The 26,979-nt window shown below is 70.6% G+C and carries 27 protein-coding genes and 1 pseudogene; 19 read left to right on the forward strand and 9 right to left on the reverse strand.

The window, feature by feature from the left end; genetic code table 11:
- Window positions 1-124 precede the first annotated feature (124 nt).
- The 4 genes and pseudogenes from RI138_RS08340 to RI138_RS08355 all read left to right on the forward strand — a co-directional run bounded on the left by RI138_RS08340 (window position 125) and on the right by RI138_RS08355 (window position 3,606).
- The gene (locus RI138_RS08340) at window positions 125-595 is read left to right on the forward strand and encodes a hypothetical protein (RefSeq protein WP_311119397.1); all 471 of its coding nucleotides are present in this window, start codon (window positions 125-127) and stop codon (window positions 593-595) included.
- A gap of 160 nt (window positions 596-755) precedes the next feature.
- On the forward strand, window positions 756-1,076 hold the full coding sequence (locus tag RI138_RS08345) for a hypothetical protein (protein ID WP_311119398.1): 321 nt from the start codon (window positions 756-758) through the stop codon (window positions 1,074-1,076).
- A gap of 114 nt (window positions 1,077-1,190) precedes the next feature.
- Window positions 1,191-1,879: pseudogene (locus RI138_RS08350) on the forward strand (serine hydrolase).
- A 197-nt stretch (window positions 1,880-2,076) separates the two neighbouring features.
- Window positions 2,077-3,606, forward strand: a complete 1,530-nt coding sequence (locus RI138_RS08355) for an FG-GAP-like repeat-containing protein (protein WP_311119399.1) — start codon at window positions 2,077-2,079, stop codon at window positions 3,604-3,606.
- 106 nt (window positions 3,607-3,712) lie between these two features.
- On the opposite strand, the gene RI138_RS08360 is transcribed toward RI138_RS08355, so the two are convergent.
- A complete protein-coding gene (locus RI138_RS08360) occupies window positions 3,713-4,174 on the reverse strand; it encodes an ATP-binding protein (RefSeq protein WP_311119400.1) in 462 nt (153 codons plus the stop codon).
- Window positions 4,175-4,258: 84 nt separating this feature from the next.
- Between RI138_RS08360 and RI138_RS08365 the strand changes: the two genes are divergently transcribed.
- The 4 genes from RI138_RS08365 to RI138_RS08380 all read left to right on the forward strand — a co-directional run bounded on the left by RI138_RS08365 (window position 4,259) and on the right by RI138_RS08380 (window position 7,390).
- Entirely contained in the window at window positions 4,259-5,083 is an 825-nt protein-coding gene (locus tag RI138_RS08365) for a helix-turn-helix domain-containing protein (protein WP_311119401.1), read from the forward strand.
- Entirely contained in the window at window positions 5,067-5,336 is a 270-nt protein-coding gene (locus RI138_RS08370; protein ID WP_311119402.1) for a DUF397 domain-containing protein, read from the forward strand. The genes RI138_RS08365 and RI138_RS08370 overlap by 17 nt, the downstream gene beginning before the upstream one ends.
- 70 nt (window positions 5,337-5,406) lie before the next feature.
- On the forward strand, window positions 5,407-6,636 hold the full coding sequence (locus RI138_RS08375; RefSeq protein WP_311119403.1) for a hypothetical protein: 1,230 nt from the start codon (window positions 5,407-5,409) through the stop codon (window positions 6,634-6,636).
- A complete protein-coding gene (locus tag RI138_RS08380) occupies window positions 6,620-7,390 on the forward strand; it encodes a hypothetical protein (RefSeq protein ID WP_311119404.1) in 771 nt (256 codons plus the stop codon). The genes RI138_RS08375 and RI138_RS08380 overlap by 17 nt, the downstream gene beginning before the upstream one ends.
- Window positions 7,391-7,438: 48 nt before the next feature.
- Here RI138_RS08380 and RI138_RS08385 read toward each other — a convergent pair whose 3' ends face one another.
- Window positions 7,439-7,873 carry a VOC family protein gene (locus tag RI138_RS08385; protein ID WP_311119405.1) on the reverse strand — a complete coding sequence of 145 codons (435 nt, stop codon included), beginning with the start codon at window positions 7,871-7,873 and terminating at the stop codon, window positions 7,439-7,441.
- A 202-nt stretch (window positions 7,874-8,075) separates the two neighbouring features.
- Between RI138_RS08385 and RI138_RS08390 the strand changes: the two genes are divergently transcribed.
- The gene (locus RI138_RS08390) at window positions 8,076-8,393 is read left to right on the forward strand and encodes a hypothetical protein (RefSeq protein WP_311119406.1); all 318 of its coding nucleotides are present in this window, start codon (window positions 8,076-8,078) and stop codon (window positions 8,391-8,393) included.
- A 61-nt stretch (window positions 8,394-8,454) separates the two neighbouring features.
- Here RI138_RS08390 and RI138_RS08395 read toward each other — a convergent pair whose 3' ends face one another.
- Window positions 8,455-9,726 carry an aminotransferase class I/II-fold pyridoxal phosphate-dependent enzyme gene (locus RI138_RS08395; RefSeq protein WP_096623151.1) on the reverse strand — a complete coding sequence of 424 codons (1,272 nt, stop codon included), beginning with the start codon at window positions 9,724-9,726 and terminating at the stop codon, window positions 8,455-8,457.
- Between the two features lie 156 nt (window positions 9,727-9,882).
- Window positions 9,883-10,539, reverse strand: a complete 657-nt coding sequence (locus RI138_RS08400) for a pirin family protein (RefSeq protein WP_311119407.1) — start codon at window positions 10,537-10,539, stop codon at window positions 9,883-9,885.
- Between the two features lie 188 nt (window positions 10,540-10,727).
- Here RI138_RS08400 and RI138_RS08405 point away from each other — a divergent pair, with 188 nt between their 5' ends.
- The 5 genes from RI138_RS08405 to fabF all read left to right on the forward strand — a co-directional run bounded on the left by RI138_RS08405 (window position 10,728) and on the right by fabF (window position 15,629).
- Window positions 10,728-11,927: a PucR family transcriptional regulator gene (locus tag RI138_RS08405; protein ID WP_096623153.1), complete on the forward strand. Its 1,200-nt coding sequence runs from the start codon at window positions 10,728-10,730 to the stop codon at window positions 11,925-11,927.
- A gap of 89 nt (window positions 11,928-12,016) precedes the next feature.
- The gene (locus RI138_RS08410; protein WP_311119408.1) at window positions 12,017-12,931 is read left to right on the forward strand and encodes an ACP S-malonyltransferase; all 915 of its coding nucleotides are present in this window, start codon (window positions 12,017-12,019) and stop codon (window positions 12,929-12,931) included.
- Between the two features lie 11 nt (window positions 12,932-12,942).
- Window positions 12,943-13,974 (forward strand): ketoacyl-ACP synthase III, encoded by a 1,032-nt coding sequence (locus RI138_RS08415; RefSeq protein WP_311119409.1) that lies wholly within the window; start codon window positions 12,943-12,945, stop codon window positions 13,972-13,974.
- Window positions 13,975-14,038: 64 nt separating this feature from the next.
- A complete protein-coding gene (locus tag RI138_RS08420) occupies window positions 14,039-14,287 on the forward strand; it encodes an acyl carrier protein (protein WP_311119410.1) in 249 nt (82 codons plus the stop codon).
- 76 nt (window positions 14,288-14,363) lie between these two features.
- Window positions 14,364-15,629, forward strand: coding sequence for a beta-ketoacyl-ACP synthase II (gene fabF / locus RI138_RS08425; protein ID WP_096623161.1), 1,266 nt, complete (start codon window positions 14,364-14,366; stop codon window positions 15,627-15,629).
- An 84-nt stretch (window positions 15,630-15,713) separates the two neighbouring features.
- Here the strand turns inward: fabF and RI138_RS08430 are convergent, their stop codons facing one another.
- A complete protein-coding gene (locus RI138_RS08430; RefSeq protein WP_015608304.1) occupies window positions 15,714-16,208 on the reverse strand; it encodes a DUF3145 domain-containing protein in 495 nt (164 codons plus the stop codon).
- Window positions 16,209-16,579: 371 nt separating this feature from the next.
- Here RI138_RS08430 and RI138_RS08435 point away from each other — a divergent pair, with 371 nt between their 5' ends.
- The 3 genes from RI138_RS08435 (at window position 16,580) to RI138_RS08445 (ending at window position 18,997) form a co-directional block, all read left to right on the forward strand.
- The gene (locus RI138_RS08435; RefSeq protein WP_311119411.1) at window positions 16,580-17,518 is read left to right on the forward strand and encodes an SGNH/GDSL hydrolase family protein; all 939 of its coding nucleotides are present in this window, start codon (window positions 16,580-16,582) and stop codon (window positions 17,516-17,518) included.
- Window positions 17,519-17,639: 121 nt separating this feature from the next.
- On the forward strand, window positions 17,640-17,825 hold the full coding sequence (locus RI138_RS08440; RefSeq protein WP_311119412.1) for a hypothetical protein: 186 nt from the start codon (window positions 17,640-17,642) through the stop codon (window positions 17,823-17,825).
- A 2-nt stretch (window positions 17,826-17,827) separates the two neighbouring features.
- Complete coding sequence (locus RI138_RS08445) at window positions 17,828-18,997, forward strand: amidinotransferase (RefSeq protein ID WP_311119413.1); 1,170 nt, start codon at window positions 17,828-17,830, stop codon at window positions 18,995-18,997.
- On the opposite strand, the gene RI138_RS08450 is transcribed toward RI138_RS08445, so the two are convergent.
- Window positions 18,985-21,468 (reverse strand): glycoside hydrolase family 3 protein, encoded by a 2,484-nt coding sequence (locus RI138_RS08450; RefSeq protein WP_311119414.1) that lies wholly within the window; start codon window positions 21,466-21,468, stop codon window positions 18,985-18,987. The two genes, RI138_RS08445 and RI138_RS08450, sit on opposite strands and share 13 nt — an antisense overlap.
- Before the next feature lie 174 nt (window positions 21,469-21,642).
- On the opposite strand from RI138_RS08450, the gene RI138_RS08455 reads away from it, so the two are divergent.
- Both RI138_RS08455 and RI138_RS08460 read left to right on the forward strand, forming a co-directional pair.
- On the forward strand, window positions 21,643-22,263 hold the full coding sequence (locus tag RI138_RS08455) for a TetR/AcrR family transcriptional regulator (protein WP_311119415.1): 621 nt from the start codon (window positions 21,643-21,645) through the stop codon (window positions 22,261-22,263).
- A gap of 117 nt (window positions 22,264-22,380) precedes the next feature.
- Window positions 22,381-24,303, forward strand: coding sequence for a flavin monoamine oxidase family protein (locus RI138_RS08460; RefSeq protein WP_311119416.1), 1,923 nt, complete (start codon window positions 22,381-22,383; stop codon window positions 24,301-24,303).
- A 59-nt stretch (window positions 24,304-24,362) separates the two neighbouring features.
- On the opposite strand, the gene RI138_RS08465 is transcribed toward RI138_RS08460, so the two are convergent.
- From RI138_RS08465 to RI138_RS08475, 3 genes are all read right to left on the reverse strand, one after another.
- Complete coding sequence (locus RI138_RS08465) at window positions 24,363-25,124, reverse strand: EI24 domain-containing protein (RefSeq protein WP_311119417.1); 762 nt, start codon at window positions 25,122-25,124, stop codon at window positions 24,363-24,365.
- 84 nt (window positions 25,125-25,208) lie between these two features.
- Window positions 25,209-25,637: an organic hydroperoxide resistance protein gene (locus RI138_RS08470; protein ID WP_311119418.1), complete on the reverse strand. Its 429-nt coding sequence runs from the start codon at window positions 25,635-25,637 to the stop codon at window positions 25,209-25,211.
- Window positions 25,638-25,846: 209 nt separating this feature from the next.
- Entirely contained in the window at window positions 25,847-26,866 is a 1,020-nt protein-coding gene (locus RI138_RS08475; protein ID WP_311119419.1) for an NADP-dependent oxidoreductase, read from the reverse strand.
- Window positions 26,867-26,979 lie beyond the last annotated feature (113 nt).

Genomic DNA, 26,979 nt, shown 5'->3' on the forward strand with positions numbered 1-26,979 from the left:
CGGCCTTCCACCTTTTCAGGACGATGCCCCATCAAGAGGTGAAGAGATGAATCAAGCGACTCGGGATTCGATCGTCCTACGTAGAATATCGTTCGTCGTCCTGTCCTGGACCATCGTGACCGCAATGGCTTTCATCGCAGCGGCTGCGGCCGACTTGGCTTCTTCCGGAGACGCTCGCGGCCCGCTCTCCGGAGTCGCCGCAGCCCTGGGGACGATCGCGCTGACCCGACGCATCGGGGCTGCACGGGTTGTGCTCGGGAAATCCGAACTGAAGATCGTGAATCCGATCTTCACCTACCGGGTCCCTTACCGCCTGGTCACGGAAGTGAACACGTCAGAGGACGGCACCCTGACCGTGCACACCTCCGATGGCGTCGAGATCAATGCGACGGCGTTCGGAGGGTCGCTACTGGACCACTACTTCCGAACGTCGGACCGAGCCGTCACGCGCGTACAGGAGATCGTCCGACAGCGCAGGGGCCCCCGCAAGGACGACGACCGCTCGCGACGGGCCATCACCGTGTCGTGGATCGCGGACATCTGCCTTCTGGGCACCGTCTGCGTCGCCGTCGCGGCTCTCCTAACACCCGGCTGAGGCGCGTCCTGCGTCTCAGCCGGGTGCCAGGAGACACGGCCGCGCTCGGGCGCGCTGCTAGATTCATGCGCCACGCGATCACGAGAGTACGACCGCGAATTCCGGGAACAATCCACCCGCATACGCAACTTGCGGGGCCGGTCTGCTGCTCCTGGCGGCATTGCTGTGGAGCTGGTGCGCGATTCCGCTTCTCACGAGCTACTCGGTCGAAACGCGCGGCGGCCACACCGACGAGTGCGCGGCGCGCCTGTTCACCGAGGGCGTCACGGCCAACGAGGCGCTGTGGAAGGGTGATTACTGCGAGGACGAGCGCGAGTGGCCGGAGGCGATTCCCGTCCTGGGGCTCTCCCTTCCCGTATCGCTCGCGGGAACGGCGCTGTTCATGACCGGCGGTGTGAGCCGCCGGATGAGCGGGCACTCCCAGGCGATGCGCGAGCTGGACCTGATCGCGAGTGAGCGCGAGAAGCACTCCGAGACCTGACCGGATCCCCGACCGGCCCCGCCCGTCCGGGAATTCGGTCGCGCCCGGCGAAGCGAGCCATTGGCTTCCCTCCGGGCGCCTGGATCGCGTGGCGCGACGACGAGGGAGCCACGTATGAGCGGCCAGGGTCCGCGGACCGACCGACTGGGCATCCTGATCGAGCAGTTCGATCAGGCGCGGGAGATGGCCCAGGTCCGGCTGTGGGGCCTCGGGGACGAGGAGTACCTGTGGGAGCCGGCGCCCGGCAGCTGGTCGATCCGGCGCCGGGAGGCGGCGGTGACGCCCTGGGCGTACGGGCCGGGCGCGTGGGCACTCGACAAGGGGCGCCGGATATTCCGGCGAGCGAGTTCGCGGAGTACCTGCGCCAGGCGGTCCTGGAGCCGCTGGCCATGACGTCGACAGCGCTGAACGGCTCCCCCGCCCGCGACGGCGTCTCCACCGTCGACGACCTGGTCCGCTTCGCCGCCGAGGTGCAGGCGCCCCGCCTCCTCGACCCGCGTACGGTCCTGGCGGCCCAGAGCGTCGTCCACCCGGGCCTCAAGGGCGTCCTGCCGGGCTACGGCCACCAGAACCCGAACGACTGGGGCCTCGGCTTCGAGATCCGGGACTCCAAGTCCCCGCACTGGACGGGCAACACGTCCTCCCCGGCGACCTTCGGCCACTTCGGCCAGTCGGGTACGTTCCTGTGGATCGACCCGGTGGCGGGGGCCGCCTGTGTCGCGCTGGCGGACCGCGCGTTCGGGCCGTGGGCCGCGGAGGCCTGGACGCCGTTCACGGACGCGGTTCTGGCCGAACTGTCCTGACCGGCTGCCGCCCCTCGGCCCCTTCCGCGTCCTCGCGGAGGGGCAATGGTTGTAGTGACATACTCCACAGAACCTCCGGTGAAGTATGCGCCTTGTGCCCGATCCAGGCGTATCACTGATGATCAAGTCGTGCTTGAATCCCGTAACTTGCGGGCTTTTCAGCCTACAGACGACGAACATCAGTGGGGGAACACAGCATGTCCCGAACGCACAGGCACAGATTCTGGATCAGCGGCGTCGCGGTCGCCGCGACCATGGCGGGGGGCCTTGTCAGCTCGCCCGCCATGGCCTTGCAGGGGGCCCCGGCCGACGCCGCCTCCTTCGGCCACAGCGCGAGGATCGTCATCGGTGAGTCCGACCGCTCCTGCACCGGAACGCTCGTGGACCCGCGGTGGGTCCTCTCGGCCGCGAGCTGTTTCGCGGACGCGACGGGCGTCGTCCAGCCCGGCAAGCCCAAGGCCACGACCACCGTCACGGTCGGCCGCACCGATCTGTCCCAGACCACGGGCGGGGCCGTCCGTACCGCGATCGAGCTGGTCCCGCACCCGGACCGGGACCTGGTCATGGTGAAGCTGAACGTCGGCGTCGCCACCGTGAAGCCGGTGGCCTTGGCGGCCACCCCCACGGCGGCCGACGAGACCGTGAAGGCAGCCGGATTCGGACGGACGAAGACGACCTGGGTGCCCGACCGGCTGCACACCGGCTCGTTCACCGCGAACGGCGACGCCTCGGCGGACATCGCGCTGACGGCCGTCGGCGACGCCGTCATCTGCCACGGGGACTCCGGCGGCCCGGTGCTGCGCGAGACGGACGGCAAGCAGGAACTGGTCGCCGTCGCCAGCAGGTCCTGGATGGGCGGCTGCTTCGGCATGCCGGACACGGAGACCCGTACGGGCGCCGTCGCGACCCGCGTGGACGACGTACGGTCCTGGATCACCGGCACCGCGTTCGCCGCCCCGGGCGACATGACGGGCGACAACAAGCCCGACCTCGTCGCGGTCGACGACACGGGCAAGCTGCGCCTGTACGCCGGCAGGGGCACGGGCGCGATCGACAACCACACCCTCATCGGTACCCGCGGCTGGACGGGGGCGTCCGTGACGCACCGCGGCGACTGGACCGGGGACGCCATGGAGGACGTCGTCGCCCGCGTCGGCAGCGAACTGCGCGTCTACCCCAACCGCGGTAACGGCACGCTCGGCTCCCCGATCAGGATCGGCACCGGCCTGCCCACCGACGCCCAGGTCGTGGGCGCCGGGGACGTCAACCGGGACGGTCACCCCGACCTCGTCGTCCAGCACAGCAACAAGCTGTACCTGTACAAGGGCAAGTCCGCCCCCACCCCGTCCGTCGCAGCGCCCGTGCTCATCGGCACCAGCGGCTGGGACGTCATGAGCGTGACCGCACCGGGCGACGCCGACCGGGACGGCCTGGTGGACCTGCTCGCCCGGGACACCCGCGACGGCGTCCTGTGGCTCTACCGCGGCCGGACCGACGGCACGTTCAGCGGCCGGACCCAGTACGGGAAGTCGTACACCGTCACCAACCGCCCCCTGATCGCCGGGGCTTCCGACGCCAACGGCGACGGCGTGGCCGACATGTGGGCCACGGCGGGCGACCGCACCCTGAAGTTCTACAAGGGCGCCAGCTCGGCGAACGGCCCGGTCGACGGCCCGAGCACGCAGGTCGGCAACAGCGGCTGGCACGGCATCAAGTCCATCAGCTGACCCGCACTCCGCCCCCGCCCGACCCGCGTCGGGCGACGCGGGTCGGGCGGGGGCGGGGCTTTCGCGGCACCAGGCGCCAAGGCTTTCGCGGCAGTCGGTTCCGGCCTCACGGCCCCACGGTCCGAAACCGGCTGCCGCCCTCCTCCAGCGGCGTCAGGCACTCGAACCAGACGGTCTTCCCGCTGCCGTCCCACCGCTTCTCGATGCCCCAGTCGTCGGTCACGGCGTTGACCAGGATCAGCCCCCGCCCCCCGTCGTCCAGCGGGTCGCCTTTGATGGCGAGGGGCACGACCGGACTGCTGTCCACCACCTCCACGCGTACGCCCTCGTGGCGCGGCAGCCGGTAGATGAAGGTCTGGCCGCGCCGGTCGGGCACATGCCGCACGACGTTGGAGACCAGCTCGGTGAGCGCCAGTTCCGCCGCGTCGGCCAGATACGGCAGCTCCCAGGCGACGAGGTAGAGCCGCAGGACGCGGCGCAGATGCCGGGCCGAGTGCTCGCCCAGGGCGAAGTCGGCGCGGTAGACGGGCTCCCCGGGGCCCCTCCGGGGGATGAGTACGTGATTCATGTCACCAGGCTGCGATGCAGTGGCTACGCTCGGCTACGTACGGAAACGAACGCCGCGAGGCGTTGCACACCGGAGGTCCGCGCCGTGGCCAACATCCAGACCCTCGATCCCGACGCCTCCCCACTCGCCTACTACGGCTCCGAGTTACGCCGCCAGCGCGAGGCCCACGGCCTGACACAGCCGCAGTTGGGCACCATCATCTTCTGCACGGGCTCGCTGATCGGCCAGATCGAGACGACGAAGAAGATCCCCACCCGTGACTTCTCGGAGCGCGTGGACGCGGCGCTGGGCACGGACGGGGTGTTCTCCCGCCTGGTGGGCCTGGTGCTGCGGAGCCAGCTGCCGACGTGGTTCCAGCCGTACGCGGACATGGAGGCCAAGGCCGCGTACATCTCCACGTACCAGGCGCAGGTGGTGTACGGGCTGTTGCAGACGGAGGAGTACGCGCGGGCGTTGCTCGCCCCCGGTATGCCCGACGACCCGGACCACTTGGTGGCGGCTCGCATGGAACGCCAGCGCATCCTGGAGCGGGAGAGGCCGCCGCTGGCCTGGGCGATCCTGGACGAGGCGGTGCTGTACCGGACGATCGGCGGCCCTGCGGTGATGCGGGCTCAACTCCAGAAGCTGTTGGATTACTCGGCGCACCGTTGGATGCGGATCCAGGTGCTGCCGTTCGAGGCCGGCGAACACGCCAGTTTGGATGGCTCGTTCAACCTCCTGCGCTTCGAGGACGACCTGGACATCGTCTACACCGAGGACCTCATCTCCGGCCATATGACGGCCAATCCCGAGACGGTCAGGGAGGCCTCGCTCCGATACGCTCACCTGCAAGCCGCCGCCCTCTCCGTGGGGGAATCGGCGGCGCGGATCAGCCGCGTGATGGAGGAGCGTTATGCAGACCAGCACTGACCTGAAGAGCGCGGAATGGCGTAAGTCCAGCTACAGCGGCACCACCGGCGGCGACTGCGTCGAGTGCACCGTGACCGGCGGGGCCGCCTGGCGTACGGCCTCGTACAGCGGGAACACCGGCGGCGAGTGCGTCGAGGTCGCCGCCGCCTCCCCCTGCGGGTCCGTCCCCGTCCGCGACAGCAAGAACCCTGCCGGTCCCGCCATCGTCCTCGGGGCCCCCGCCTGGCAGGCGTTCGTGGACGGGCTGCGCTGACGCACCACGCCGGGTGACCGTCGAGAGGGCGTTCCGAGCCCAGGATCTGCGAAGGGCAGGGCACCGTCCGATGCACAAGACAGAGCCGGAAGAAGCCCGCATCGAGGATGCGGGCAACATCCTGGTCGCGCCGTCGATGCTGCAAGACAAAGACGCGGTCAGGGACTTCTTCGGGTCCACGGTCACGCCGGAGGAGCTGGCTTCCGGTTCGCCCGACCTCGCGCGCAAGACCGTCTACCTGTGTGGCGACATATCCGGGATCAGCGACCGCCAACTGCGTTCGGCTGCCCGGGTATGCGTCATCCGGGAGCTGTCACAGGTCGATCCCGAGGGCATCGCAGAACCGTGGGCCCTCGTCGGCCTCGGCCAAGTCCCTCTCCACGTACACGGCGTGGGCGTGTACTACCGCCGCTTCTTCGAGCTGGATGCCGATCACTTCGGACGGATTCGTACGGAGCATGCGTTTCAGTCCCTGACGGAGTCCACCAAGCCGGGAACAGCTCATCGCAGCGGAATCTATCTGACGCCCGTCACGCGGGACGGGGACGAACTGCATTTCCGCCTGCTCCGGTGTTCGACGAATTTCTCGGGGCCGACCGAGACATTCCGCCCGACCGACACACACATCGTCGAGGCTCTGAACCGTGAGGCCGCCGCCGTCTTCCGGAACCAGGCACCGCTCAATCACGTCCTCGCCCAGATCTACCACAACACCCTTGCCACACCTGAGCGCAAGCAGTCCAAGGCCAGGATCTCGTCCCATGCGGACAAGACCAAGGACATGCCCGTCAACGGCATCATGGCCTTCTGCACCTTCTATGAGGGGCTCGACAAGCTACAGCCCCTGACCGACGACGCCTTCGACTACGGCGTAAAGGGCGTCAGCGGGCTGACCCGACTCCACTTCCGCCTCAAGGAACCGGCCGGGGAAGGCAGCGGGCCCGCTCTGCCCTCCCGGTTCAGCGTGACTCTCCACCCCGGGTCGGTGTTCTTCATGCCACTGTCCACCAACCGTCTGTACACGCACGAGATCCGGCCCTCGTCCCTGGACGCCGCATTGCTCCCGACCCGCCTGGGGTACGTGGTGCGCTGCTCGAACGCCGAAGCGGTTCACAAGAACGGCGACACGTTCCTCAAGGCGGCCGGAGGCCTGGTGAAGTTGGGGCCGCCCACACCGGACGGCATGGACGAGCTGCGCAGGCTGTACGCGGAGGAGAACAAGACCTCGTCCTTCATCGACTACGGCGATGATTTCCGCTTCAGCATGAACTCGGGAGACTATCTTGCCCCCCGCGTCTGAGATCTCGGACGAGATCCTTTCGTACGATCTGCCGGCCCAGGAGAACCTCTTTGCGGAGCTGTCCGCGTCGGCTCGCCTGGAAGACGTGGGGAAAGGCCGGAGGGGTGCCACGCTCACCAGGATCGGTGAAGCGGGCGGGGTGCCTCTCGTGCGTACCACCACTCGGTACAGCAGCCCGGCGCAGCGTTTCCGTGCCGTGCATGAACGGCTGGCGCAGCAGATCCAGGAACGCGCGGCACTTCCCGTCGGCTTCAACAACGCTCTCATCGAGAGCTACACGAACGCCTACCGGACCATGGGCAGCCACTCCGACCAGGCCCTCGATCTGGCCGACGAGTCGTTTATCGCCGTCTTCTCCTGCTACCGGCATCCCGAAGCGGGCCCGCCGAGGAAGCTGATCGTCGAGTCGAAGGAAGCGAATGGCGGGACGTTCGAGGTCCCTCTCGCCCACCACGGAATCGTCGCGTTCTCCGTCGAATCGAACCGGCGGCTCAAGCACAGAATCGTTCTGGACGCGCCCGCTCAAACGGCGGACAACCAGTGGCTGGGCGTCACGTTCCGAACCTCGAAGACCTTCGTCCGGTTTCGCGACGGCCATGCGTACCTCCCGCAGGGGGCGCGCCTCATGGCGGCCGACGATGAGCAGAGGCACGAGTTCTACCGACTGCGGCGCCGCGAGAACACGGAAGTCGACTTCAGCTATCCCCTGCTGACGTACACCGTCAGCGAGAGTGATCTGATGCCGCCCGTCTGACCCCGCCCGTCGGTTTCCTCACGGTCCCGGAAGAGACCCGGAAGAAAGTCAGTCGAGGCAGAACTCGTTGCCCTCAAGGTCCTGCATCACAATGCAGGACTCGTTCTCGCCGTCGGCACGCATCGTTCGCACATGTACCGCGCCGAGCGCGACCAGTCGTGCGCACTCGGCCTCAAGTGTGGCGAGGCGCTCCTCACCCACGAGCCCGATACCGGCCCGCACATCGAGATGCAGCCGGTTCTTGACGACCTTGCCTTCGGGAACTCGCTGGAAGAGAACGCGCGGACCCACACCCGAGGGGTCAGTGCACGCGAAGTAGACCACCTGTTCCTCGGACGGCAGCGAGCGGTGGTACTCCTCCCACGTGGCGAATCCCTCCGGGACCGCCGGCAGGACGTACCCCAGCACCTCACACCAGAAGGCGGCGAGGCGCGCAGGTTCAGCGCAGTCGAAAGTCACTTGAATCTGCTTGATCGTTGGCATCGGCGCACCCTACCAAGAGTGCTCCGCTGCCCCTTTCCCCAGGTGAATCCCCATGCCGTCGAGATGCCGACCCGCCCCCGCCGAGACCTGGTCCCGATCGGACACCAGGTGATCAAACCGAACAGGCCACGCGAACGGCGCAACCCTGGCGCGTGGTTGCGTGCCGAAGGCCGGGTTACGTGGCAGCCCTTAGATTCATCCGATGCGATCACGAGAGTACGACCTCGAATTCCGGGAGCGGTCCGCCCGTATACGTGGCTGGGGGACCGGTCTCCTGCTCCTGGCGACCCTGCTGTGGGGCTGGTGCGCGGTCCTGCTGCTGACCGACGACACGGTCGGGACGCGCACCCCCGAGGCGCTGGCCGCTCTGGTGCTGTCCCTTCCCGTGGCGCTCGTGGGTACGGCGCTGTTCACGACCGGCAGCGTGAGCCGGCGGATGAGCGCGCACTCGCAGGCGATGCGTGAGCTGGACCGGCTGGCGGTCGAGCGGGAGAAGGAGAAGCGGCCGGAACACTCCTGACGGGCTCAGGGAGCCCTGCGGGTCAGGCTGCTGCCCCGCGGGGCAGCAGCCTGACCGGTGGTCAGCTCGCCGTTTCCGTCAGCAGCTTCTCGTAGCCGACGAGGCGCACGCAGGCCGTGACGCCCGCGATGGCCTTCTCCAGCTCCTCGGGGGTGGGGTAGCTGGGCGCGATCCGGATCACCGCGTCGTCCGGGTCCTGGCCGTGGGGGTGGGTGGCGCCCGCGGGCGTGAGGACGATGCCCGCCTCGGCGGCCCGGCGCACCACCTCGCGGGCGCAGCCGTCGAGGACCTTCAGGGTGATGAAGTAGCCGCCCTTGGGCTCGGTCCAGGTGGCGAGGCCGGTGCCGCCCAGTTCGGCTTCGAGGAGGCGCAGGACGGCGTCGAACTTCGGGCGCAGCTTGGCGCGGTGGAGGTCCATGTGGGCGTGTACGCCCGCCTCGTCCTTGAGGAAGAGCGCGTGCCGCAGCTGGTTGACCTTGTCCGGGCCGATGGTGCGCTTGGCGAGGTTGCCGAGCAGCCAGGTGACGTTGTCGGGTGAGGCGCCGAAGAAGCCGACGCCGCTTCCGGCGAAGGTGATCTTGGAGGTGGAGCCGAAGACGAAGGCCCGGTCGGGGTGGCCCTGGTCGGCGCAGGCGGCGAGCAGGTCGGCGATCTCGACCCGCTCGTCGGTCAGGTGGTGCACCGCGTAGGCGTTGTCCCAGAAGATCCTGAAGTCCGGGGCGGCGGTGGGCATGGCGGCGAGCCGGGCGACGACCTCGTCGCTGTAGCTGATCCCGTCCGGGTTGCTGTACTTCGGGACGCACCAGATGCCCTTGACCGAGGCGTCCTCGGCCACGAGCCGCTCCACGGTGTCCATGTCCGGGCCCTGGTCGGTCATCGGGACCGGGATCATCTCGATACCGAGGCGTTCGCACACGCCGAAGTGGCGGTCGTACCCGGGTACGGGACAGAGGAAGGCGATGCGCTCCTCGTCCACCCAGCGCGAGGCGGCCCCCGGCATCACGCTCAGCATCGCGTGCACCAGGCTGTCGTGCATCAGCTCCAGGCTGGAGTTGCCCGCGGCCACCAGCTGCTCGACGGGGACCTGGAGCGGGCCGCTGAAGATCTCCCGCAGTTCGCGCAGGCCGTGGAGACCGCCGTAGTTGCGGGTGTCCACGGAATCGGCGTCGGTGTACGTGTCGCCCGGCAGGGAGAGCAGCGGTCCGGAGAGGTCGAGCTGGTCCGCGGCCGGCTTCCCGCGCGTGAGGTCGAGGGAGAGACCCCGCTTCACCAGCTCGGCATAGTCCTGCTGCGCGCGGTCTCGGTGGGCGGCCAGGGCGTCGGGGCTGGGCACGATGGGATTGATGGGGATCTCCTTCGCAGGCGAATACGCGGCGTACGGAAAGCGACATACGAAAATATGACGTTGCCAGCACCTTACAAAGGTCCCACCGGCGACCCGCCCGCCACCGGGTCGGCCCGCCTCGACTCCCCTTTCGCGGTGGCGCGGTCAGCCCGCCAGCTCCCAGACCAGCAGCTCCGCCGCCGTCACCGCGACCGCTTCCAGGCCCGCCGCGTCGGTGATCCGGGCCGCGTCGCCGGGCCCCAGCTCCTCGCCGCCCAGGGCGACCCGGCCCCGCACCACGTGGACGTAACAGCGCACCGCGTCCGGGACGGCCGTGCGCTCGCCCCCGGTCAGGCGGCGGATGTGGAGCATCGCGCCCGCGGCGGGCAGCGCGTACGGAGTGGAGTCCGCGATACCGGGGACGACGGTGTACGAGGGTTCGCCGCCGGGTTCCAGGGGGGCCAGCCACATCTGGAGGAAGGTCAGCAGGTCCGTGCCGTCGTTGCGTTCGACGTGGCGGACCCCGGAGGCGGCGCTCAGGTGGGCCACGTCCCCGGCACGGACGACCGTGGAGTGACCGGCCGAGTCGCGGTGGGTCAGCTCGCCCTCGACGACCCAGGTGACGATCTCCGTATGGCTGTGCGGGTGCTCCTCGAAGCCCGCGCCCGGGGCGAGGCGCTCCTCGTTGCAGGCCAGGACCGGGCCGAAGCGGAGGTTGTCCGGGTCGTAGAAGGGGCCGAAGGAGAGGGCGTGCCGGGTGTCGATGCCGGCGGCCGCGTCGCCGCCCCGGTAGCGGTCCTCGGACCGGTGCACGGATATCACCCGGCCACGGTAGCCCGGGCAGCGCCCGCGCGGCTCCGGGCGGCGGGATCGGGAGGGCGGCGCGGTGCGGCACGGGGCGCGGGGCACCCTGCCCGGGATGCCCCGCCAGGTGTTCCCCTACCCACCGGTACGGAGCACCCTCGCCCCACCCCACCGATCCACCGGCCCGATAAGGCAGTCTTGTCCTCGTGCCCCGACCCGATCCTGAGCAGTCCGCCGCCCACGACGCCCACCTGCATGCCGCGACCCTGAAACGGCTGGAGCAGTCCTCCGGCCGGCTGGCCGCGAACGCGATTGCCCGTATGGACGAATCGCTGCCGTGGTACCGGGCGATGCCCCCGGAGAACCGGTCCTGGATCGGCCTGGTCGCCCAGGCCGGTATCGCCGCGTTCACCGAGTGGTTCCGGCATCCCGAGACTCCGCAGGCGATCTCGACCGATGTGTTCGGCACCGCCCCGCGCGAGCTGACCCGGGCGATCACGCTGCGGCAGACCGTGGAGATGGTGCGCACCACGATCGAGGTCATGGAGGCCGCGATCGAGGAGGTGGCCGCCCCCGGCGACGAGTCGGTGCTGCGGGAGGCGCTGCTCGTCTACGCGCGGGAGATCGCCTTCGCCACCGCCCAGGTCTACGCCCAGGCCGCCGAGGCCCGGGGCGCGTGGGACGCCCGGCTGGAGTCACTCGTGGTGAACGCGGTGCTGTCCGGCGAGGCCGACGAGGGGGCCGTGTCCCGGGCCGCCGCGCTCGGCTGGAATTCGCCCGAGCACGTCTGCGTCGTCCTCGGCACCGCGCCCGACGGGGACAGCGAGCTGACCGTGGAGGCGATCCGGCGCGCCGCCCGGCACGCCAAGCTCCAGGTCCTCACCGGGGTCCTCGGTAACCGCCTGGTCGTCATCGCGGGCGGCAGCGACAACCCGCTCCAGGTCGCCAAGGGCCTGATCGGCCCGTACGCCGCCGGGCCGGTCGTCGCGGGGCCCGTCGTACCGGACCTGCTGGCGGCCACCCGGTCCGCGCAGGCCGCGGCCGCCGGGCTGAAGGCGTGCTCGGCGTGGCAGGACGCGCCGCGCCCGGTGCTGGCGGACGATCTTCTCCCCGAGCGCGCGATGGCCGGGGACCCGGCCGCGCGGGACCAGTTGGTGGAGGAGATCTACAGACCGCTGGAGGAGGCCGGTTCTGCTCTTCTGGAAACGCTGAGTGTCTATCTGGAGCAGGCGAGCAGTCTGGAGGGGGCGGCACGCATGCTGTTCGTGCACCCCAACACCGTGCGCTACCGGCTGCGACGTGTGACCGACGTCACCGGATGGTCACCTTCCGATGTGCGCTCCGCGTTCACGCTGCGGATCGCCCTGATCCTGGGGCGCTTGGCCGCGGCGGATCCTCAGTCCTAGACTTTTGTCGTACTCCAACAATTCCCCCGACGGTTCTTCGTCCCTGTCCCCACGGGCGTACGGAGCCGTCCACAAGAGAGAGTGTGAGGGTGCTCGTACTCGTCGCTCCCGGCCAAGGCGCTCAGACGCCCGGCTTCCTGACTCCCTGGCTCGACCTCCCCGGTGCCGCCGACCGCATCGCGGCCTGGTCCGATGCCATCGGGCTCGACCTTGCCCACTACGGCACGCGGGCCGACGCGGACGAGATCCGCGACACGGCCGTGGCCCAGCCGCTCCTCGTGGCCGCCGGACTGCTGTCGGCAGCCGCCCTGGACGCCTCCCCGTCCGTCGTCGCGGGCCACAGCGTCGGTGAGATCACCGCCGCCTCGATCGCCGGCGTCATCGAGGCCGAGGCCGCACTCCGCTTCGTCCGCACCCGGGGGCTCGGCATGGCCGAGGCCGCCGCGGTCACCGAGACCGGTATGGCGGCCCTCCTCGGCGGCGACCCCGCCGTGACCGTCCCGCACCTGGAAAAGCTCGGGCTGACCCCCGCCAACGTCAACGGCGGCGGCCAGATCGTCGCCGCGGGCACCGCGGCCCAGATCGCCGCCCTGGAGGCCGACAAGCCCGAGGGCGTGCGCCGGGTCGTCGCGCTGAAGGTGGCCGGTGCCTTCCACACGCACCACATGGCCCCGGCCGTGGAGAAGCTGCGCGCGGCCGTCGGCGACCTCACGGTCTCCGATCCGACCGTGACGTACGTCTCGAACGCCGACGGCCACACCGTGGCCACCGGCACCGAGGTCATCGCCCGGCTGGTCGGGCAGGTCGCCAACCCGGTCCGCTGGGACCTGTGCATGGAGACCTTCCAGGAGCTCGGCGTCACGGCGCTGGTCGAACTGAGCCCCGGCGGCACCCTCACCGGGCTCGCCAAGCGGGCACTGCCCGGTGTCAAGACGCTCGCGCTCAAGACCCCCGACGACCTCGACGCCGCCCGCGCGCTCATCTCCGAGCACGCAGGCGCCTAAGGAGCCCGAGCATGTCGAAGATCAAGCCCAGCAAGGGCGCCCCGTACGCACGGATCCTCGGGGTCGGCGGCTACCGCCCGACCCGGGTCGTGCCGAACGAGGTGATCCTCGAAACGATCGACTCCTCCGACGAGTGGATCCGCTCCCGCTCCGGCATCGTCACCCGCCACTGGGCCTCCGAGGAGGAGACCGTGGCCGCGATGTCCATCGAGGCGTCGGGCAAGGCCATCGCCGACGCGGGCATCGATCCCGAGCAGATCGGCGCGGTCGTCGTCTCGACCGTCTCGCACTTCAAGCAGACCCCGGCCGTCGCCACGGAGATCGCCCACAGGATCGGCGCGGGCAAGCCCGCCGCCTTCGACATCTCGGCCGGCTGCGCGGGCTTCGGCTACGGCCTCACGCTCGCCAAGGGCATGGTCGTCGAGGGGTCGGCGGAGTACGTCCTCGTCATCGGCGTGGAGCGGCTCAGCGACCTGACCGACCTGGAGGACCGCGCGACGGCCTTCCTGTTCGGTGACGGCGCGGGCGCGGTCGTCGTCGGCCCCTCGCAGGAACCGGCCATCGGCCCGACCGTGTGGGGCTCCGAGGGCGACAAGTCCGAGACCATCAAGCAGACGGTGGGCTGGAACGACTTCCGCCTCGGCGATGTCTCTCAGCTCCCGCTCGACTCGAAGGGCGAGGTCAAGTTCCCCGCCATCACACAGGAGGGCCAGGCGGTCTTCCGCTGGGCCGTCTACGAGATGGCGAAGGTCGCCCAGCAGGCGCTGGACGCGGCCGGGATCGCCCCGGAAGACCTGGACGTCTTCATTCCGCACCAGGCCAACATGCGGATCATCGACTCGATGGTGAAGACCCTGAAGCTGCCGGAACACGTCACGGTCGCGCGTGACATCGAGTCCACCGGCAACACGTCCGCCGCCTCGATCCCGCTCGCGATGGAGCGGCTCCTGGCGACCGGTCAGGCGAAGAGCGGCGACACCGCGCTCGTCATCGGCTTCGGGGCGGGTCTCGTCTACGCCGCGACGGTCGTTACCCTCCCCTAGGCACACCGGACCGTATCGGTCCGTATGCACGAACCCTGAAGAAACCCACCGAAGGAGCGCCAAGATGGCCGCCACGCAGGAAGAGATCGTCAACGGTCTCGCCGAGATCGTCAACGAGATCGCCGGTATCCCGGTCGAGGACGTCCAGCTGGACAAGTCCTTCACCGACGACCTGGACGTCGACTCGCTGTCCATGGTCGAGGTCGTCGTCGCCGCCGAGGAGCGCTTCGACGTGAAGATCCCCGACGAGGACGTCAAGAACCTCAAGACGGTCGGCGACGCCGCCACCTACATCCTGAAGCACCAGGGCTGATCCCAGCCCGGCTGTGTCGCCACCCGGCGGTGGCGCCGCTGATTCACGACCCTCTACACGTGGAGAAGATTTTCCAGTGAACTCGACCAATCGCACCGTGGTCGTCACCGGTATCGGCGCAACCACTCCGCTGGGTGGCGACTCCGCATCGACCTGGGAAGGTCTGATGGCCGGCCGGTCCGGCGTCAAGCCTCTCGAAGGTGAGCGCTTCGCCGAACTGCCTGTCCGGATCGCCGCCCTCGCGGCCGTCGACCCGGGCGACGTACTTCCCCGTCCGCTGGCCCGCAAGCTGGACCGCTCGGCGCAGTTCGCGCTGATCGCGGCCCGCGAGGCATGGGCGGACGCGGGCTACACCGGCAAGGCCGGTGACGAGGACGAGACCATCCGCCCCGAGCGTCTCGGCTCGGTCATCGCCTCCGGCATCGGCGGCGTGACCACCCTGCTCGACCAGTACGACGTGCTCAAGGAGAAGGGCGTACGCCGCGTCTCCCCGCACACCGTTCCCATGCTCATGCCCAACAGCCCGGCGGCCAACGTCGGCCTGGAGGTCAACGCCCAGGCCGGTGTCCACACCCCGGTCTCCGCGTGCGCCTCGGGCGCCGAGGCCATCGGCTACGCCGTCGAGATGATCCGTACCGGCCGGGCCGACGTGGTCGTCGCCGGAGGTACCGAAGCGGCCATCCACCCGCTGCCGATCGCCGCGTTCGCCAACATGATGGCGATGTCCAAGAGCAACGACGAGCCCGAGAAGGCCTCGCGCCCGTACGACACCGGCCGGGACGGCTTCGTCCTCGGCGAGGGCGCGGGCGTCGTCGTCCTGGAGTCCGCCGAGCACGCGGCCAAGCGTGGCGCGAGGGTCTACTGCGAGGTGCTGGGCCAGGGCCTGTCGGCCGACGCCCACCACATCGCGCAGCCCGAGCCCACCGGGCGGGGCATCGCCGCCGCGATGCAGAACCTGCTGGACTCCAGCGACCTCAAGCCGTCCGAGGTGGTCCACCTCAACGCCCACGCCACGTCGACGCCGCAGGGTGACGTCGCGGAGATCAAGGCGCTGCGCAGGGTGCTGGGCGACGACCTCGACCATGTCGCCATCTCCGCGACGAAGTCGATGACGGGTCATCTGCTCGGCGGCGCGGGCGGCATCGAGACGGTGGCCACCGTGCTCGCGCTGCACCACCGGGTGGCTCCGCCGACGATCAACGTCGACGAGCTGGACGAGGAGGTCGACGCGGACATCGTGCGCGGGGAGCCGCGGGCACTGCCCGAGGGGCCGATCGCGGCGATCAACAACTCGTTCGGGTTCGGCGGTCACAACGTGGTGCTGGCGTTCCGGTCCGTCTGAAGCCTTACACAGTGAAGACAGAGTGAAGCCCGCCTCCCGGGGTCCCGGGAGGCGGGCTTCGTCGTTCTTCGGGGCTCCGGGAAACTAGACGACCTGGTGGAGCCAGCGGACCGGGGCTCCCTCGCCCGCGTGGCGGAAGGACTCCAGCTCGTCGTCCCACGGCTTGCCCAGGAGGGAGGCGATCTCCACCTCCAGGTCGCTCTCGCCGCGCGTCGAGCGGGCCAGGGCGGCGCGCAGCCGGTCCTCGGGGATCAGGATGTCGCCGTGCATACCGGTGACGGCGTGGAAGATGCCGAGGCCGGGGGTGGAGCTGTAGCGCTCGCCCTCGGCGGTGGGGCAGGGCTCCGCGGTCACCTCGAAGCGCAGCAGATCCCAGCCGCGCAGGGCGGAGGCGAGCTGCGAGGCGGTGCCTGCCCGGCCCTTCCAGGAGAATTCGGACCGCCAGGTGCCGGGCGCGGCCGGCTGTCTGATCCAGTCCAGCTGGACCCGCACACCGAGGACGCCCGCCACTGCCCACTCGACATGTGGGCACAGCGCGCGCGGTGCGGAGTGAACGTACAGGACTCCACGTGTCGTCACCGGAACCTCCCGTGTGGGACGAGGTACGCCTTCCCCAGCGGCCTCGCGCCCGTACCGCCTCTTTCCGGCCGGCTCCCGAGGTTGTCATCAGTAAACAGCATCGGGAGTTAATCTCCTGAAAAGGGACAGTATGTGACGTGACGTAATGTACCGGAGCCACCCGTGTGTACGCGGGCGGGCGGAGCACCACTGGTTCGACGGGGAAAAGCTACCGTGCGCCGGGGCCGTCCGTGTGACGTACCGTCGGTCCTGGGCCCCTGATTCGCCCAGCTTCACCCGGCAGGGCGCGCACGCCTCCGACCTGGGGACGCGGAGCGTGCCGGGGGCATGTCCAGAGGCATAAGCCAGGGGTGACCGGAGGGGAAGTGCGAATGGCGGAGCGTGCGACACACCCTCGGACGCGCAGGACCGCCGCCGCGCTGACGGCGCTCTCGTGCGTCGGCGTGGCCGCGCTGGCCGGGTGCGGCGGTGGCGGCCAGGACCACGGCGTGTCACGGAACGCGCCCGCCGCCCCGCGCAGTGCCGCACCGTCCCCCTCCCCCACGCCCACCACACCGGACTGGAATCCGCGGCCTGGGTCGGTCGCGGCGGTCGGGGACTCCATCACCCGGGGGTTCGACGCCTGTTCGGTGCTGGCGGACTGCCCCGAGGTGTCGTGGGCGACCGGGAGCGACAGTTCGGTGCGGAGTCTCGCGGTCCGGCTGCTCGGGGCGTCGAAGGCGGCGGACCGCAGCTGGAACCACGCCGTTTCGGGGGCCCGGATGGTGCAGCTGCCCGAACAGATGGCGCTGGCGGCGAAGGAGCGGCCGGAGCTGGTCACGGTGATGATGGGCGCGAACGACGCCTGCCGCGAATCGGTGCGGCTGATGACACCGGTGGCGGACTTCCGGGCCTCGTTCGAGGCGTCGATGCGTCAGCTGCGGGCCGGGGCGCCGAAGGCGCGGGTGTACGTCTCCAGCGTGCCGGATCTGAAGCGGCTCTGGTCGACCGGGCGGACGAACGAGACGGGCAAGAAGATCTGGGACCTCGGGATCTGCCAGTCCATGCTGGCCGACGCGGACGACCTGGGGCCCGCGGCGGTGGCCCGGCGGGACGCGGTGCGGAAGCGGGTGGTGGCGTACAACGAGGTGCTGCGGGAGGTCTGCGCCAAGGACCGGTACTGCCGGTACGACGGCGGGGCGGTGTTCGGCTTCCGCTTCACGCCTACGCAGCTCAGCCCGTGGGACTGGTTCCACCCGAGCCGCGACGGTCAGGCCCGGCTGGCGGAGATGGCCTACCGCAACATCACGGCCGCGGAACCGCCCGCGTAGGGCCGTTCACCATGACCACCGGCACCGGAACAGCCACCTCCGCCGAAGGCTTCGGCGCTCTCGCGGACGGGTAGCCCGTGCTCCGGTGGACGCGGCCTCGGTGCCGGCGGGGGGCACCCCGGTGGCCGGTACGACCGCGCCGGGGCTCCAGCTGTACACGGCCGACCACTTCGACGGGCGGCCGTCACGACGTACGGGTTCGGCGTACGCCGACGACCGCGAGACGGCGCCGACCGGTGGCGCGAACCCGCACTCCGCCTTCACCATGGGTAGCGTGACGTGCCCGTCGGCGACCGAAGGTGGTTGATCATGGCCGTGGAGCGGAGGCCCTGCGATACGGCGGTGGACGCGGACCCTGCCCCGATCCGCAGGACGCCGCCCGCCCCGGACCCGGCCACTCCCGTCTCACCGGTCAATTCCCACAACGAGTGGGACCCGCTGGAGGAGATCATCGTCGGGCGTCTCGACGATGCGACGATCCCTTCCAGCCATCCCGTGGTGTCCTGCAACATCCCGCCCTGGGCGGCCCGCCTCCAGGGGCTCGCCGCCGGTCGGAAGTACCCGCGCCGGCTGATCGAGCCGGCGCGGCAGGAGCTGGACGGCTTCGTCGAACTCCTTCGGACACTCGGCATCACCGTCGTCCGCCCCGACCCGGTCGACCACCGACGGCGCTTCGCGACTCCCGACTGGTCCTCGCGCGGCTTCTGCAACACCTGCCCGCGCGACAGCATGCTGGTCATCGGCGACGAGATCATCGAGACCCCGATGGCGTGGCCGTGCCGCTATTTCGAGACGCACTCCTATCGCCGGATCCTCAAGGACTACTTCCGGCGCGGGGCCCGCTGGACGGCCGCGCCGAAGCCGGAGCTGACGGACGAGCTGTTCGAGAAGGAGTTCCGGACCCCCACGGCCGACGAGCCCATGCGCTACATCCTCACCGAGTTCGAGCCGGTGTTCGACGCGGCGGACTTCGTCCGGGCGGGGCGCGATCTGTTCGTGACGCGCAGCAACGTCACCAACGCCATGGGCATCGAGTGGCTGCGCCGCCACCTCGGTCCCGGTTACCGCATCCACGAGATCGAGAGCCGCTGCCGTACGCCCATGCACATCGACACGACGTTCCTCGTGCTCGCTCCCGGCAAGGCGCTGGTCAATCCGGAGTACATCGACGTCGACCGGCTGCCCGCCGTGCTGGACTCCTGGGACATCCTGGTGGCGCCCGAGCCCGATCCCATCGACGAGCGGCTGCTGAGGACGACCTCGCTGTGCGGCCGGTGGCTCAGCATGAACATCCTCATGGTCGACGAGACGCGGGTCATCGCGGAGCGGCACCACACCGGGATGCTGCGGGCGCTCGAAGGGTGGGGCTTCGAGCCGATCCCCTGCGACCTGCTGCACTACGCGCCGTTCGGCGGCTCCTTCCACTGCGCGACGCTCGATGTGCGGCGGCGCGGGACGCTGGAGTGCTACTTCGACTGATCCGCCGGGACCTCGACCGTGGTGGTCGTACGGACGTCGGTGAGGGATCGGGCCGCCTGGACCTCGTAGGTCCCGGGGACCGCCCTCCAGCCGTTCTCGGACTCCTCCCAGGTCTCGTACGCGCGGGGCTCTACGGGGATCGTGACCTCGACGCTCTCGCCGGGGGCGGCGGTGACCCGGGCGAATCCGGCCAGCCAGCGGGCGGGGCGTTCGGGGGCGTCGTCGGCGGCGGCTCCGGGGGCCAGGTAGATCTGGACGGTGTCGCTGCCGGGGCGGGGGCCGGTGTTGCGGACGCGGACGGTGACCGCCTCGGGGGCGGCCGAGACGGCGTCGTACTCCCAGGTGGTGTAGCCGAGTCCGTGGCCGAAGGCGTACGCGGGGGCCGTGCCCGCCTTCTCCCAGGCTCGGTAGCCAATGAAGACGCCCTCGCTGTAAGGGAGTTCGCCGTTCACCGGGGTGGTGGCGGTGACCGGGGCGTCGGCCAGGCTGACGGGCCAGGTGGTGGGCAGGCGGCCGCCGGGCTCGTGCGCGCCGAGCAGCACGTCGGCGAGCGCGTGGCCCGCCTCCTGCCCGGGGAACCAGCTGAGCAGGACGGCGGCGACCTCGTTCCGCCAGGGCAGCTCCACCGGGGAACCGGAGTTGACGACGACGACCGTACGGGGGTTGGCGGCGGCCACCGCGTGGACGAGGGCGTCCTGGTGACCGGGGAGCTTCAGGTCGGTGCGGTCGAAGCCCTCGGACTCGACGTGCTCCGTGGTGCCGACGACCACGATCGCGGTGTCGGCGGCGCGGGCCGCCCCGACGGCCTCGGCGATCAGTTCGTCGGGGTGGCGCTGGGGGCCGAGGTGGACGAGGCAGCAGGAGACGCCCTTGAACGCGTGGCCGGGGACCGGGACCGGGTGGTGGGTCAGGGAGACCTCGACGGGCTCGCCGGCAATCAGGGCGATGCGGCCGCGCTCGACGGGTTCGCTGAAGAACGCGCCCAGCGGGTCGGTGCCGGGGGCGCGGTCCTGGGTGCCATCGTGGAGGGTGCGGCCCGCGACGGTGAGCGTGAACCCTCCGAAGCCCCGCGTGCCGAAGGTGTGCTCGCCGCTCTCTCGCGGGGTGAACGTGCCGGTGATCTCGACGCTGTGCAGGGTCTCGTGGGTGACCCCGTCGGGCAGGTCGGCCCCGATCCACTGGATCTGTCCGGTGGGCAGGGGGACGGTGGCGAGGACGGCTCCCAAGGCGTCGCGGCAGACGGCTCCGAGGTCGAACCCGGCCTCGGCGATGGAGAGTTCACTGCTGGGGTCGGCGCCGAGGGCGTAGGTCAGGGCACCCTCGGGGAGGGCGGCGGTGAGGCCGTCGAGCGGGGAGACCACGTGGTCGGGGAAGACGAGCGCGGAGCCGCCGCCGAGCACCCGGGCGTCCCGGGCGAGCGCCCCGATCAGCGCGACGGAGCCGCCGGGTGCGAGCGGCAGGGCCCCGGCCTCGTTGCGGGCGAGCACGAAGGAGCGGCGGGCGATCTCGCGGGCCAGCTCCGCGCCGTCGAGGGGCGCGGGCAGCTCGGCGGGGGCCACGGCGGGCGGGGCGGAGTCCAGGGCGCCGACGCGGGCGGCGAGCAGCAGGATGTTGCGTACGGCGAGGTCGACGATCTTCTCGTCCACCTCCCCGGCGTGGACGGCGGTGGCGAGCGCCTCGCCGTAGACCGTGCGCGGGCCGGGCATGGCCGCGTCCAGCCCGCCGGTGATGGCCCCGGCGGTGGAACGGGCGGCGAGCCAGTCGGAGACGATGAAGCCGTCGAAGCCCCATTCGCCGCGCAGGACGGCGTTCTGGAGGTAGCGGTGCTCGGTCATGGTCGAGCCGTTGACCTGGTTGTAGGCGGCCATGATGCCCCAGGGGTGGGCGTTTCTGACGATCCGCTCGAAGGGGGCGAGGTAGAGCTCGCGCAGGGGGCGCGGGGCGACGACGTTGTTGACGGTGAAGCGGTCGGTCTCGGCGTCGTTGGCGACGAAGTGCTTGACGGTGGTGCCGACTCCGCCGTCCTGGACGCCCCGGACGTAACCGGTGCCGATCTCGCCGGTGAGGTACGGGTCCTCGCTGTACGCCTCGAAGTGGCGGCCGCCGAGCGGGCTGCGGTGCAGGTTGACGGTCGGGGCGAGCAGCACGTGGACGCCCTTGCGGCGGGCCTCCTGGGCGAGCAGCCGACCGGCGCGGCGGGCCAGCTCCGGGTCCCAGGCGGCGGCGAGCGCGGTGGGCGAGGGCAGCGCGACCGAGGGGTCGGCGGCGGTCCAGCGCACGCCCCGGACTCCGATCGGGCCGTCCGACATCACCAGCGAGCGCAGGCCGATCGCGGGCAGGGCGGGCAGCGACCACAGGTCCTGACCGGCCAGGAGGCGGGCCTTGTCGTCGAGGGAGAGGGCGGCGAGCGCCGCATCGACGGCTTCCCGGCGGAGGGCATCGGAGTTGCTGGTGCTGGACGCGGCTGCCACGGCCGTACCTCCTGGTCGAGCCCGATGGTGGTCTCCATGGTGACTCGGCAACCGGTAGCACGGTAGGTTTCGTTATAGTCTCGTTACGATACCGGGGTGCGGGGGCCCGGTGATGACGTACGGTCCTGCTGACGGGCTCCGGCGTGGGGCCGGGCAGCACGGAAGGGGCCTGCGATGGCACGGGCCAGGAGCGAGGAGCGGCGGGCCGGCATCCTGAACGCCACCCTCGAAGTGATCGCCGAGCGCGGCTACCGGGGTGCGACGCTGAGCGCGGTCGCCGAGCGGGTGGGCCTGAGCCAGCAGGGGCTGCTGCACTACTTCCCGACCAAGGAGGCGCTGCTGGTCGCGGTGCTGGCGGACCGGGACCGCTGGGACACCGGCGGCGGCTCCCGCGAGGAGGGTTCCTGGCGGCTGGACCTGCTGGGCTCGCTGGTGGAGTACAACGCGATGCGCCCCGGGATCGTTCAGACCTTCTCGGCGCTGCTGGGCGAGAGCGTGACGGAGGACCACCCGGCCCGGGACTTCTTTACCCGCCGCTACACCCAGGTCCGGGCCGCCATGGCGGCGACACTGCGCGCGGAGTACGGCGAGACGCTGCCGGGCGGGCTGAGCCCGGAGCGGGCGGCGGTGCTGCTGGTGGCCGTGATGGACGGGCTCCAGTACCAGTGGCTGCTGGACCCGGAGGCGGTGGACATGCCGGAGGCGTTCGCGGACTTCCTGGCGCTGTTGCGCGCTCAGCCGCCTGAGTCACCCAAATCACCCAAGTCACCGGGGAAGAAAGCCGACTTGAGCTGACCAGGGTACCGCAGATCCGCCACGGCAAGATCATCAAGTGCCCCCTGAGAGTGATTCATCGGGGTCCTGGCGCGTTCGGTGCGACGGCACTGCCCGCTGGGGGCCAGGGTGATCACCATGCACTTCACCCCTGCCGAACCCTCCCCTGCTCTGCCGTCCCGCCGTTCGGTGATCGCCGGGACCGCCGCCGGCGCCGCTGCCCTCACCGCGGCCGCGGTGAGCGCCGCACCGGCCCGTGCGGCCGCGGCGGCCCCCGCGCCCGCACCCGTCTCGGACTGGGACGCCTGTCTGGCCGTTGCCCGCGCCATCCTCGTGTACGACGACAACGACGAGCCGCTGGTGCCCGGTTACCGCGATGTCCTGCTCGGCTCGGGCCTGCCGCGTACCGCCAAGGACCGCAAGAGGGTCCTCGTCGTCGGAGCGGGGCCGGCCGGACTGACCGCCGCGCACCTGCTGCGCCGGGCCGGGCACACGGTCACCGTGATCGAGGCCAACGGCAACCGGGTCGGCGGCCGGATCAAGACCTTCCGCAAGGGCGGCCACGAGAACGCCGAGGCTGCCTTCGCCGACCCGAAGCAGTACGCCGAGGCCGGCGCCATGCGCATCCCGGACAGCCATCCGCTGGTCACGGAGCTGATCGACAGCTTCGGCCTGAAGCGCCGCCGCTTCCACCTGGTCGATGTGGACGCCGACGGCAAGCCCGCGGGCCGCACCTGGATCCACGTCAACGGCGTCCGGGTCCGCCGCGCCGACTACGCGCAGAAGCCGCAGGCGGTCAACCGGTCCTTCGGTGTACCGGCGGAGTTCGAGGACAAGCCCGCCTCACAGATCGTCCGGGAGGCCCTCGCCCCCGCACGCGCGAAGATCACGGGCAAGGAGGGCTCCGAGCTGGTCAAGGGCTGGGCGGAGGTGATCCGGGACTACGGGCACTGGTCGATGTTCCGCTTCCTGACCGAGGAGGCCGGGCTCGACGAACGTACCGTCGACCTCATCGGCACGGTCGAGAACATGACCTCACGGCTCCATCTCGCCTTTGTGCACAGCTTCATCGGGGCCTCGCTGATCAGCCCCGACACCGCGTTCTTCGAGCTGCCCGACGGTACGGCCACCCTGGTGGACGCGATGTACGAGCGGGTCGAGGACCTGGTGCGGCTGGACCGCCGGGCCACCCGGATCAGCCACGGGCCGGACGGGGTCAGCATCGAGACCGTCTCCGAGGGGCGCGGCGCCCCGGTGGTGCGGGAGACGTTCACCGGGGACCGGGCCATCGTCACGGTCCCCTTCTCGGGGCTGCGCCACATCCCGGTCCAGCCCGCCATGTCGTACGGCAAGCGCCGGGCGGTCACCGAGATCCACTACGACGCGGCGACCAAGGTGCTGCTCGAATTCGGCCTGCGCTGGTGGGAGTTGTCCGAGGAGGAGTGGAAGGAGCAGCTCGACGCCGTACGCCCCGGGCTCTACGACGACTACCGGCTCGGCCGCGCCCCGGCGGACGGTTCGCTGCTCGGCTCGCACCCCTCCGTCCCGGACGGGCACATCCCGGCCGACCAGCGTGTGCACTACGCGGCCTGCCGGGCGACGGCCCGGGACCAGCCGGAGGCCGCCCGGGTCATCGGCGGCGGTTCGGTGACCGACAACGCCAACCGCTTCATGTTCCAGCCCTCCTACCCGGTCGAGGGCAGCACGGGCGGTGTCGTGCTCGCCTCGTACAGCTGGGCCGACGACGCGCTGAAGTGGGACTCCCTGGACGACGACGAGCGCTACCCGCGGGCTCTGGGCGGGATGCAGGACGTGTACGGGCAGCGCATCGAGGTCTTCTACACGGGTGTCGGGCGTACCCAGTCCTGGATGCGTGACCCGTACGCGTACGGCGAGGCGTCCGTCCTCCTGCCCGGTCAGCACACCGAGCTGTTCCCCGATGTCCGCACGGTCGAGGGGCCGTTGCACTTCGGGGGCTGCCACACCTCGATCAAGCCCGCCTGGATCGAGGGGGCGCTGGAGTCGGCGGTCCGTACCGCGCTGGAGGTCCACAGCGCCTGAGCGCGGGCCCGGACCCGCCCGGACCCGCCCGCTCACGCACGTTGCGGCGTCTCGGCGGGTCAGTGGGCGGGAGCCGGCTCCGTCGCCGGGTCGACCAGGTCGCGGACGAGGAGGGTGGCCCCGGCGACGGCCCCCGGCATGAGGAACACCGCGACGAACGGGACCAGGAACGAGAGGGTGAGCGGGACCCCGAAGCCCAGGACCAGCAGCCGGCGGGTGCGCAGCAGCCCGAGCCGCTCCTTCAGGGCGAACCCCCGGCGCTGGAGGGCCACTCCGGTCAGCTCCTGGGCCAGGAAGTATCCGGAGACGCAGAAGCCGATCGCGGGCACGACGGTCTGCCCGACGACCGGGATGAAACCGCAGGCGAAGAGGGCGATCCCGTACAGGGCGACGCGCAGCAGGATGCGGACGGAGTCACGGGCGGAGACCAACAGCTCGCGCCAGAGCGGCAGCTCGGACTCTGGGACCTCGCCGCCCTCGCTGCGGTCGACCTCCTCGGACAGCGAGTCGTAGAAGGGCTGGCCGAGCAGGAGCGTGACGGCGGTGAACGTGATCACCGCGAGGAACAGGCCGAGGACGAAGACGAGCGCGGTCAGCCCGGTGCGCAGCAGTCCCTGCCAGGGCGAGGACCAGGCGTCGGCGAACGGGGTGGCCCAGGCGACGAAGTCGTCGGCGCCGTGACCGAGTCCGATGAGGGCCCCGGCGTAGATGACCAGGGTGATGAGTCCGGGCAACAGGCCGAATCCGAGCCAGCGCCCGTTCTGAACAGCCCAGCGCTGCCCCTTCATCAGATAACCGAAACCCGCCCCCAGATCACTCATGGGTGTCAGCGTACTGGCGTGCGGGAACGGGACGAGGACCGCACTCCGGGACGGAGCGCGGTCCTCGTGCGAAGCTCCTGCCGGTCAGGCGACCGCGAGCCCGACCTCGATGTTTCCGCGGGTGGCGGACGAGTAGGGGCAGACCTGGTGGGCCTTCTCCACGAGCGCCTGGGCGGTGGCCCGGTCGACGTTCGGTATGGCGGCGGTGATCGCGACCTCCAGGCCGAAGCCGCCCGCCTCGTTCTTGCCGATGCCGACCGAGGCGGTCACCGTCGAGCCGGAGATGTCGGCGTTCTCCTGGCGGGCGACGACGCCCAGCGCTCCCTGGAAGCAGGCGCTGTAACCGGCCGCAAAGAGCTGTTCCGGGTTGGTGCCCGCGCCGCTGCCGCCGAGGGCCTTCGGCGGGTTGACGACGACGTCGAGCTGACCGTCGTCCGAGGAGACGCGGCCGTCGCGGCCGTTCTCGGCGGTGGCGACGGCGGTGTAGGCGACGTCGATCTTCTGGATGGCCATGATGTGAGGATTCCTCCGGTTGGTGCGCCGCGACTCGCGCCCACGATCGCGACGGCCTGGGGATGAGCCTAACGGGTGACATCCCCGGGCCGGGCGCGGGCCGGATCGCACCGGACGTGGGCCGGACCGCACGGGGCGTGGATCGGGCCGCACCGGACGTAGGCCGGACCGGACCGCAACGGCCGTGAGCCGGACCGTACCGGCGTGGGTCAGGCGAGCGAGACGATCATCTTGCCGGTGTTCTCGCCGCGCAGCAGGCCGACGAAGGCGTCGTAGCCGTTCTCGATGCCCTCGACCGTCGTCTCGCGGTACTTCAGCTCGCCCGAGGCCAGCCAGCCCGCGACCTCCTGGACGAACCGCCCCTGGAGGTCGGCGTGGTCGCTGACGAGCAGGCCCTGGATGCGCAGTCGCTTGCCGATGATCAGCGCCATGTTGCGCGGGCCGGGGGTCGGCTCGGTGGCGTTGTACTGGGCGATCATGCCGCAGATGGCGGCGCGGCCGTGCACGTTGAGCGCGCCGATCGCGGCTTCGAGGTGGTCGCCGCCGACGTTGTCGAAGTAGACGTCGATGCCGTCGGGGGCGGCTTCCGCGAGCTGGTCGCGGACGGGCCCGTTCTTGTAGTTGAACGCGGCGTCGAAGCCGTACTCCTCCACGAGGAGCTTGACCTTCTCGTCGGAGCCCGCCGAGCCGATGACCCGGGAGGCGCCCTTGATCTTCGCGAGCTGGCCGACCTGGCTGCCGACGGCCCCGGCGGCGCCGGAGACGAAGACCGCGTCGCCCTCCTTGAAGGAGGCCACCTCGAACAGGCCCGCGTAGGCGGTGAGTCCGGGCATGCCGAGCACGCCGAGGTAGGCGGAGAGCGGGGCGAGGCCGGCGTCGACCTTCACCGCGTGCTTCGCGGGCAGGTCGGCGATCTCGCGCCAGCCGAGGCCGTGCAGGACGTGGTCGCCGACGGCGAAGCCCTCGGCGTTGGAGGCGATGACCTCACCGACCGCGCCGCCGTCCATGGGGTGGTCGAGCTTGAAGGGCGGGGTGTACGACTTCACGTCGTTCATCCGGCCGCGCATGTACGGGTCGACCGAGAAGTGCTTGTTGCGGACGAGGATGCGCCCTTCGGCCGGAGCGGCGACCGCGGCCTCACGCAGCGCGAAGTCCTCGGCCTTGGGCCAGCCGTGCGGGCGGGCGACGAGGTGCCATTCGCGGCTGGTCGTGGGAAGTGCAGCAGACATGGGCTCGGGTTCTCCTCAATGTCCTACGGGGAAACTACGGGGAAGGTCTACCGGTACGGGGAAGGCCCACCGGAAAAGGTTCATTACCTAAAACAACCATGCTCCCGGATATT

Source organism: Streptomyces durocortorensis (assembly GCF_031760065.1).
In the GTDB taxonomy this organism is placed as follows: Bacteria; Actinomycetota; Actinomycetes; order Streptomycetales; family Streptomycetaceae; genus Streptomyces.

Coding starts and splice junctions, on each gene's coding strand:
- RI138_RS08455 (WP_311119415.1), top strand. CDS start 21,643: ATGGCACGGGCCAGGAGCGAGGAGCGGCGGGCCGGCATCCTGAACGCC.
- RI138_RS08420 (WP_311119410.1), top strand. CDS start 14,039: ATGGCCGCCACGCAGGAAGAGATCGTCAACGGTCTCGCCGAGATCGTC.
- RI138_RS08460 (WP_311119416.1), top strand. CDS start 22,381: ATGCACTTCACCCCTGCCGAACCCTCCCCTGCTCTGCCGTCCCGCCGT.
- RI138_RS08475 (WP_311119419.1), bottom strand. CDS start 26,866: ATGTCTGCTGCACTTCCCACGACCAGCCGCGAATGGCACCTCGTCGCC.
- RI138_RS08340 (WP_311119397.1), top strand. CDS start 125: ATGGCTTTCATCGCAGCGGCTGCGGCCGACTTGGCTTCTTCCGGAGAC.
- RI138_RS08375 (WP_311119403.1), top strand. CDS start 5,407: ATGCACAAGACAGAGCCGGAAGAAGCCCGCATCGAGGATGCGGGCAAC.
- RI138_RS08435 (WP_311119411.1), top strand. CDS start 16,580: ATGGCGGAGCGTGCGACACACCCTCGGACGCGCAGGACCGCCGCCGCG.
- RI138_RS08445 (WP_311119413.1), top strand. CDS start 17,828: ATGGCCGTGGAGCGGAGGCCCTGCGATACGGCGGTGGACGCGGACCCT.
- RI138_RS08470 (WP_311119418.1), bottom strand. CDS start 25,637: ATGGCCATCCAGAAGATCGACGTCGCCTACACCGCCGTCGCCACCGCC.
- RI138_RS08360 (WP_311119400.1), bottom strand. CDS start 4,174: ATGAATCACGTACTCATCCCCCGGAGGGGCCCCGGGGAGCCCGTCTAC.
- RI138_RS08465 (WP_311119417.1), bottom strand. CDS start 25,124: ATGAGTGATCTGGGGGCGGGTTTCGGTTATCTGATGAAGGGGCAGCGC.
- RI138_RS08415 (WP_311119409.1), top strand. CDS start 12,943: ATGTCGAAGATCAAGCCCAGCAAGGGCGCCCCGTACGCACGGATCCTC.
- RI138_RS08370 (WP_311119402.1), top strand. CDS start 5,067: ATGCAGACCAGCACTGACCTGAAGAGCGCGGAATGGCGTAAGTCCAGC.
- RI138_RS08355 (WP_311119399.1), top strand. CDS start 2,077: ATGTCCCGAACGCACAGGCACAGATTCTGGATCAGCGGCGTCGCGGTC.
- RI138_RS08385 (WP_311119405.1), bottom strand. CDS start 7,873: ATGCCAACGATCAAGCAGATTCAAGTGACTTTCGACTGCGCTGAACCT.
- RI138_RS08390 (WP_311119406.1), top strand. CDS start 8,076: ATGCGATCACGAGAGTACGACCTCGAATTCCGGGAGCGGTCCGCCCGT.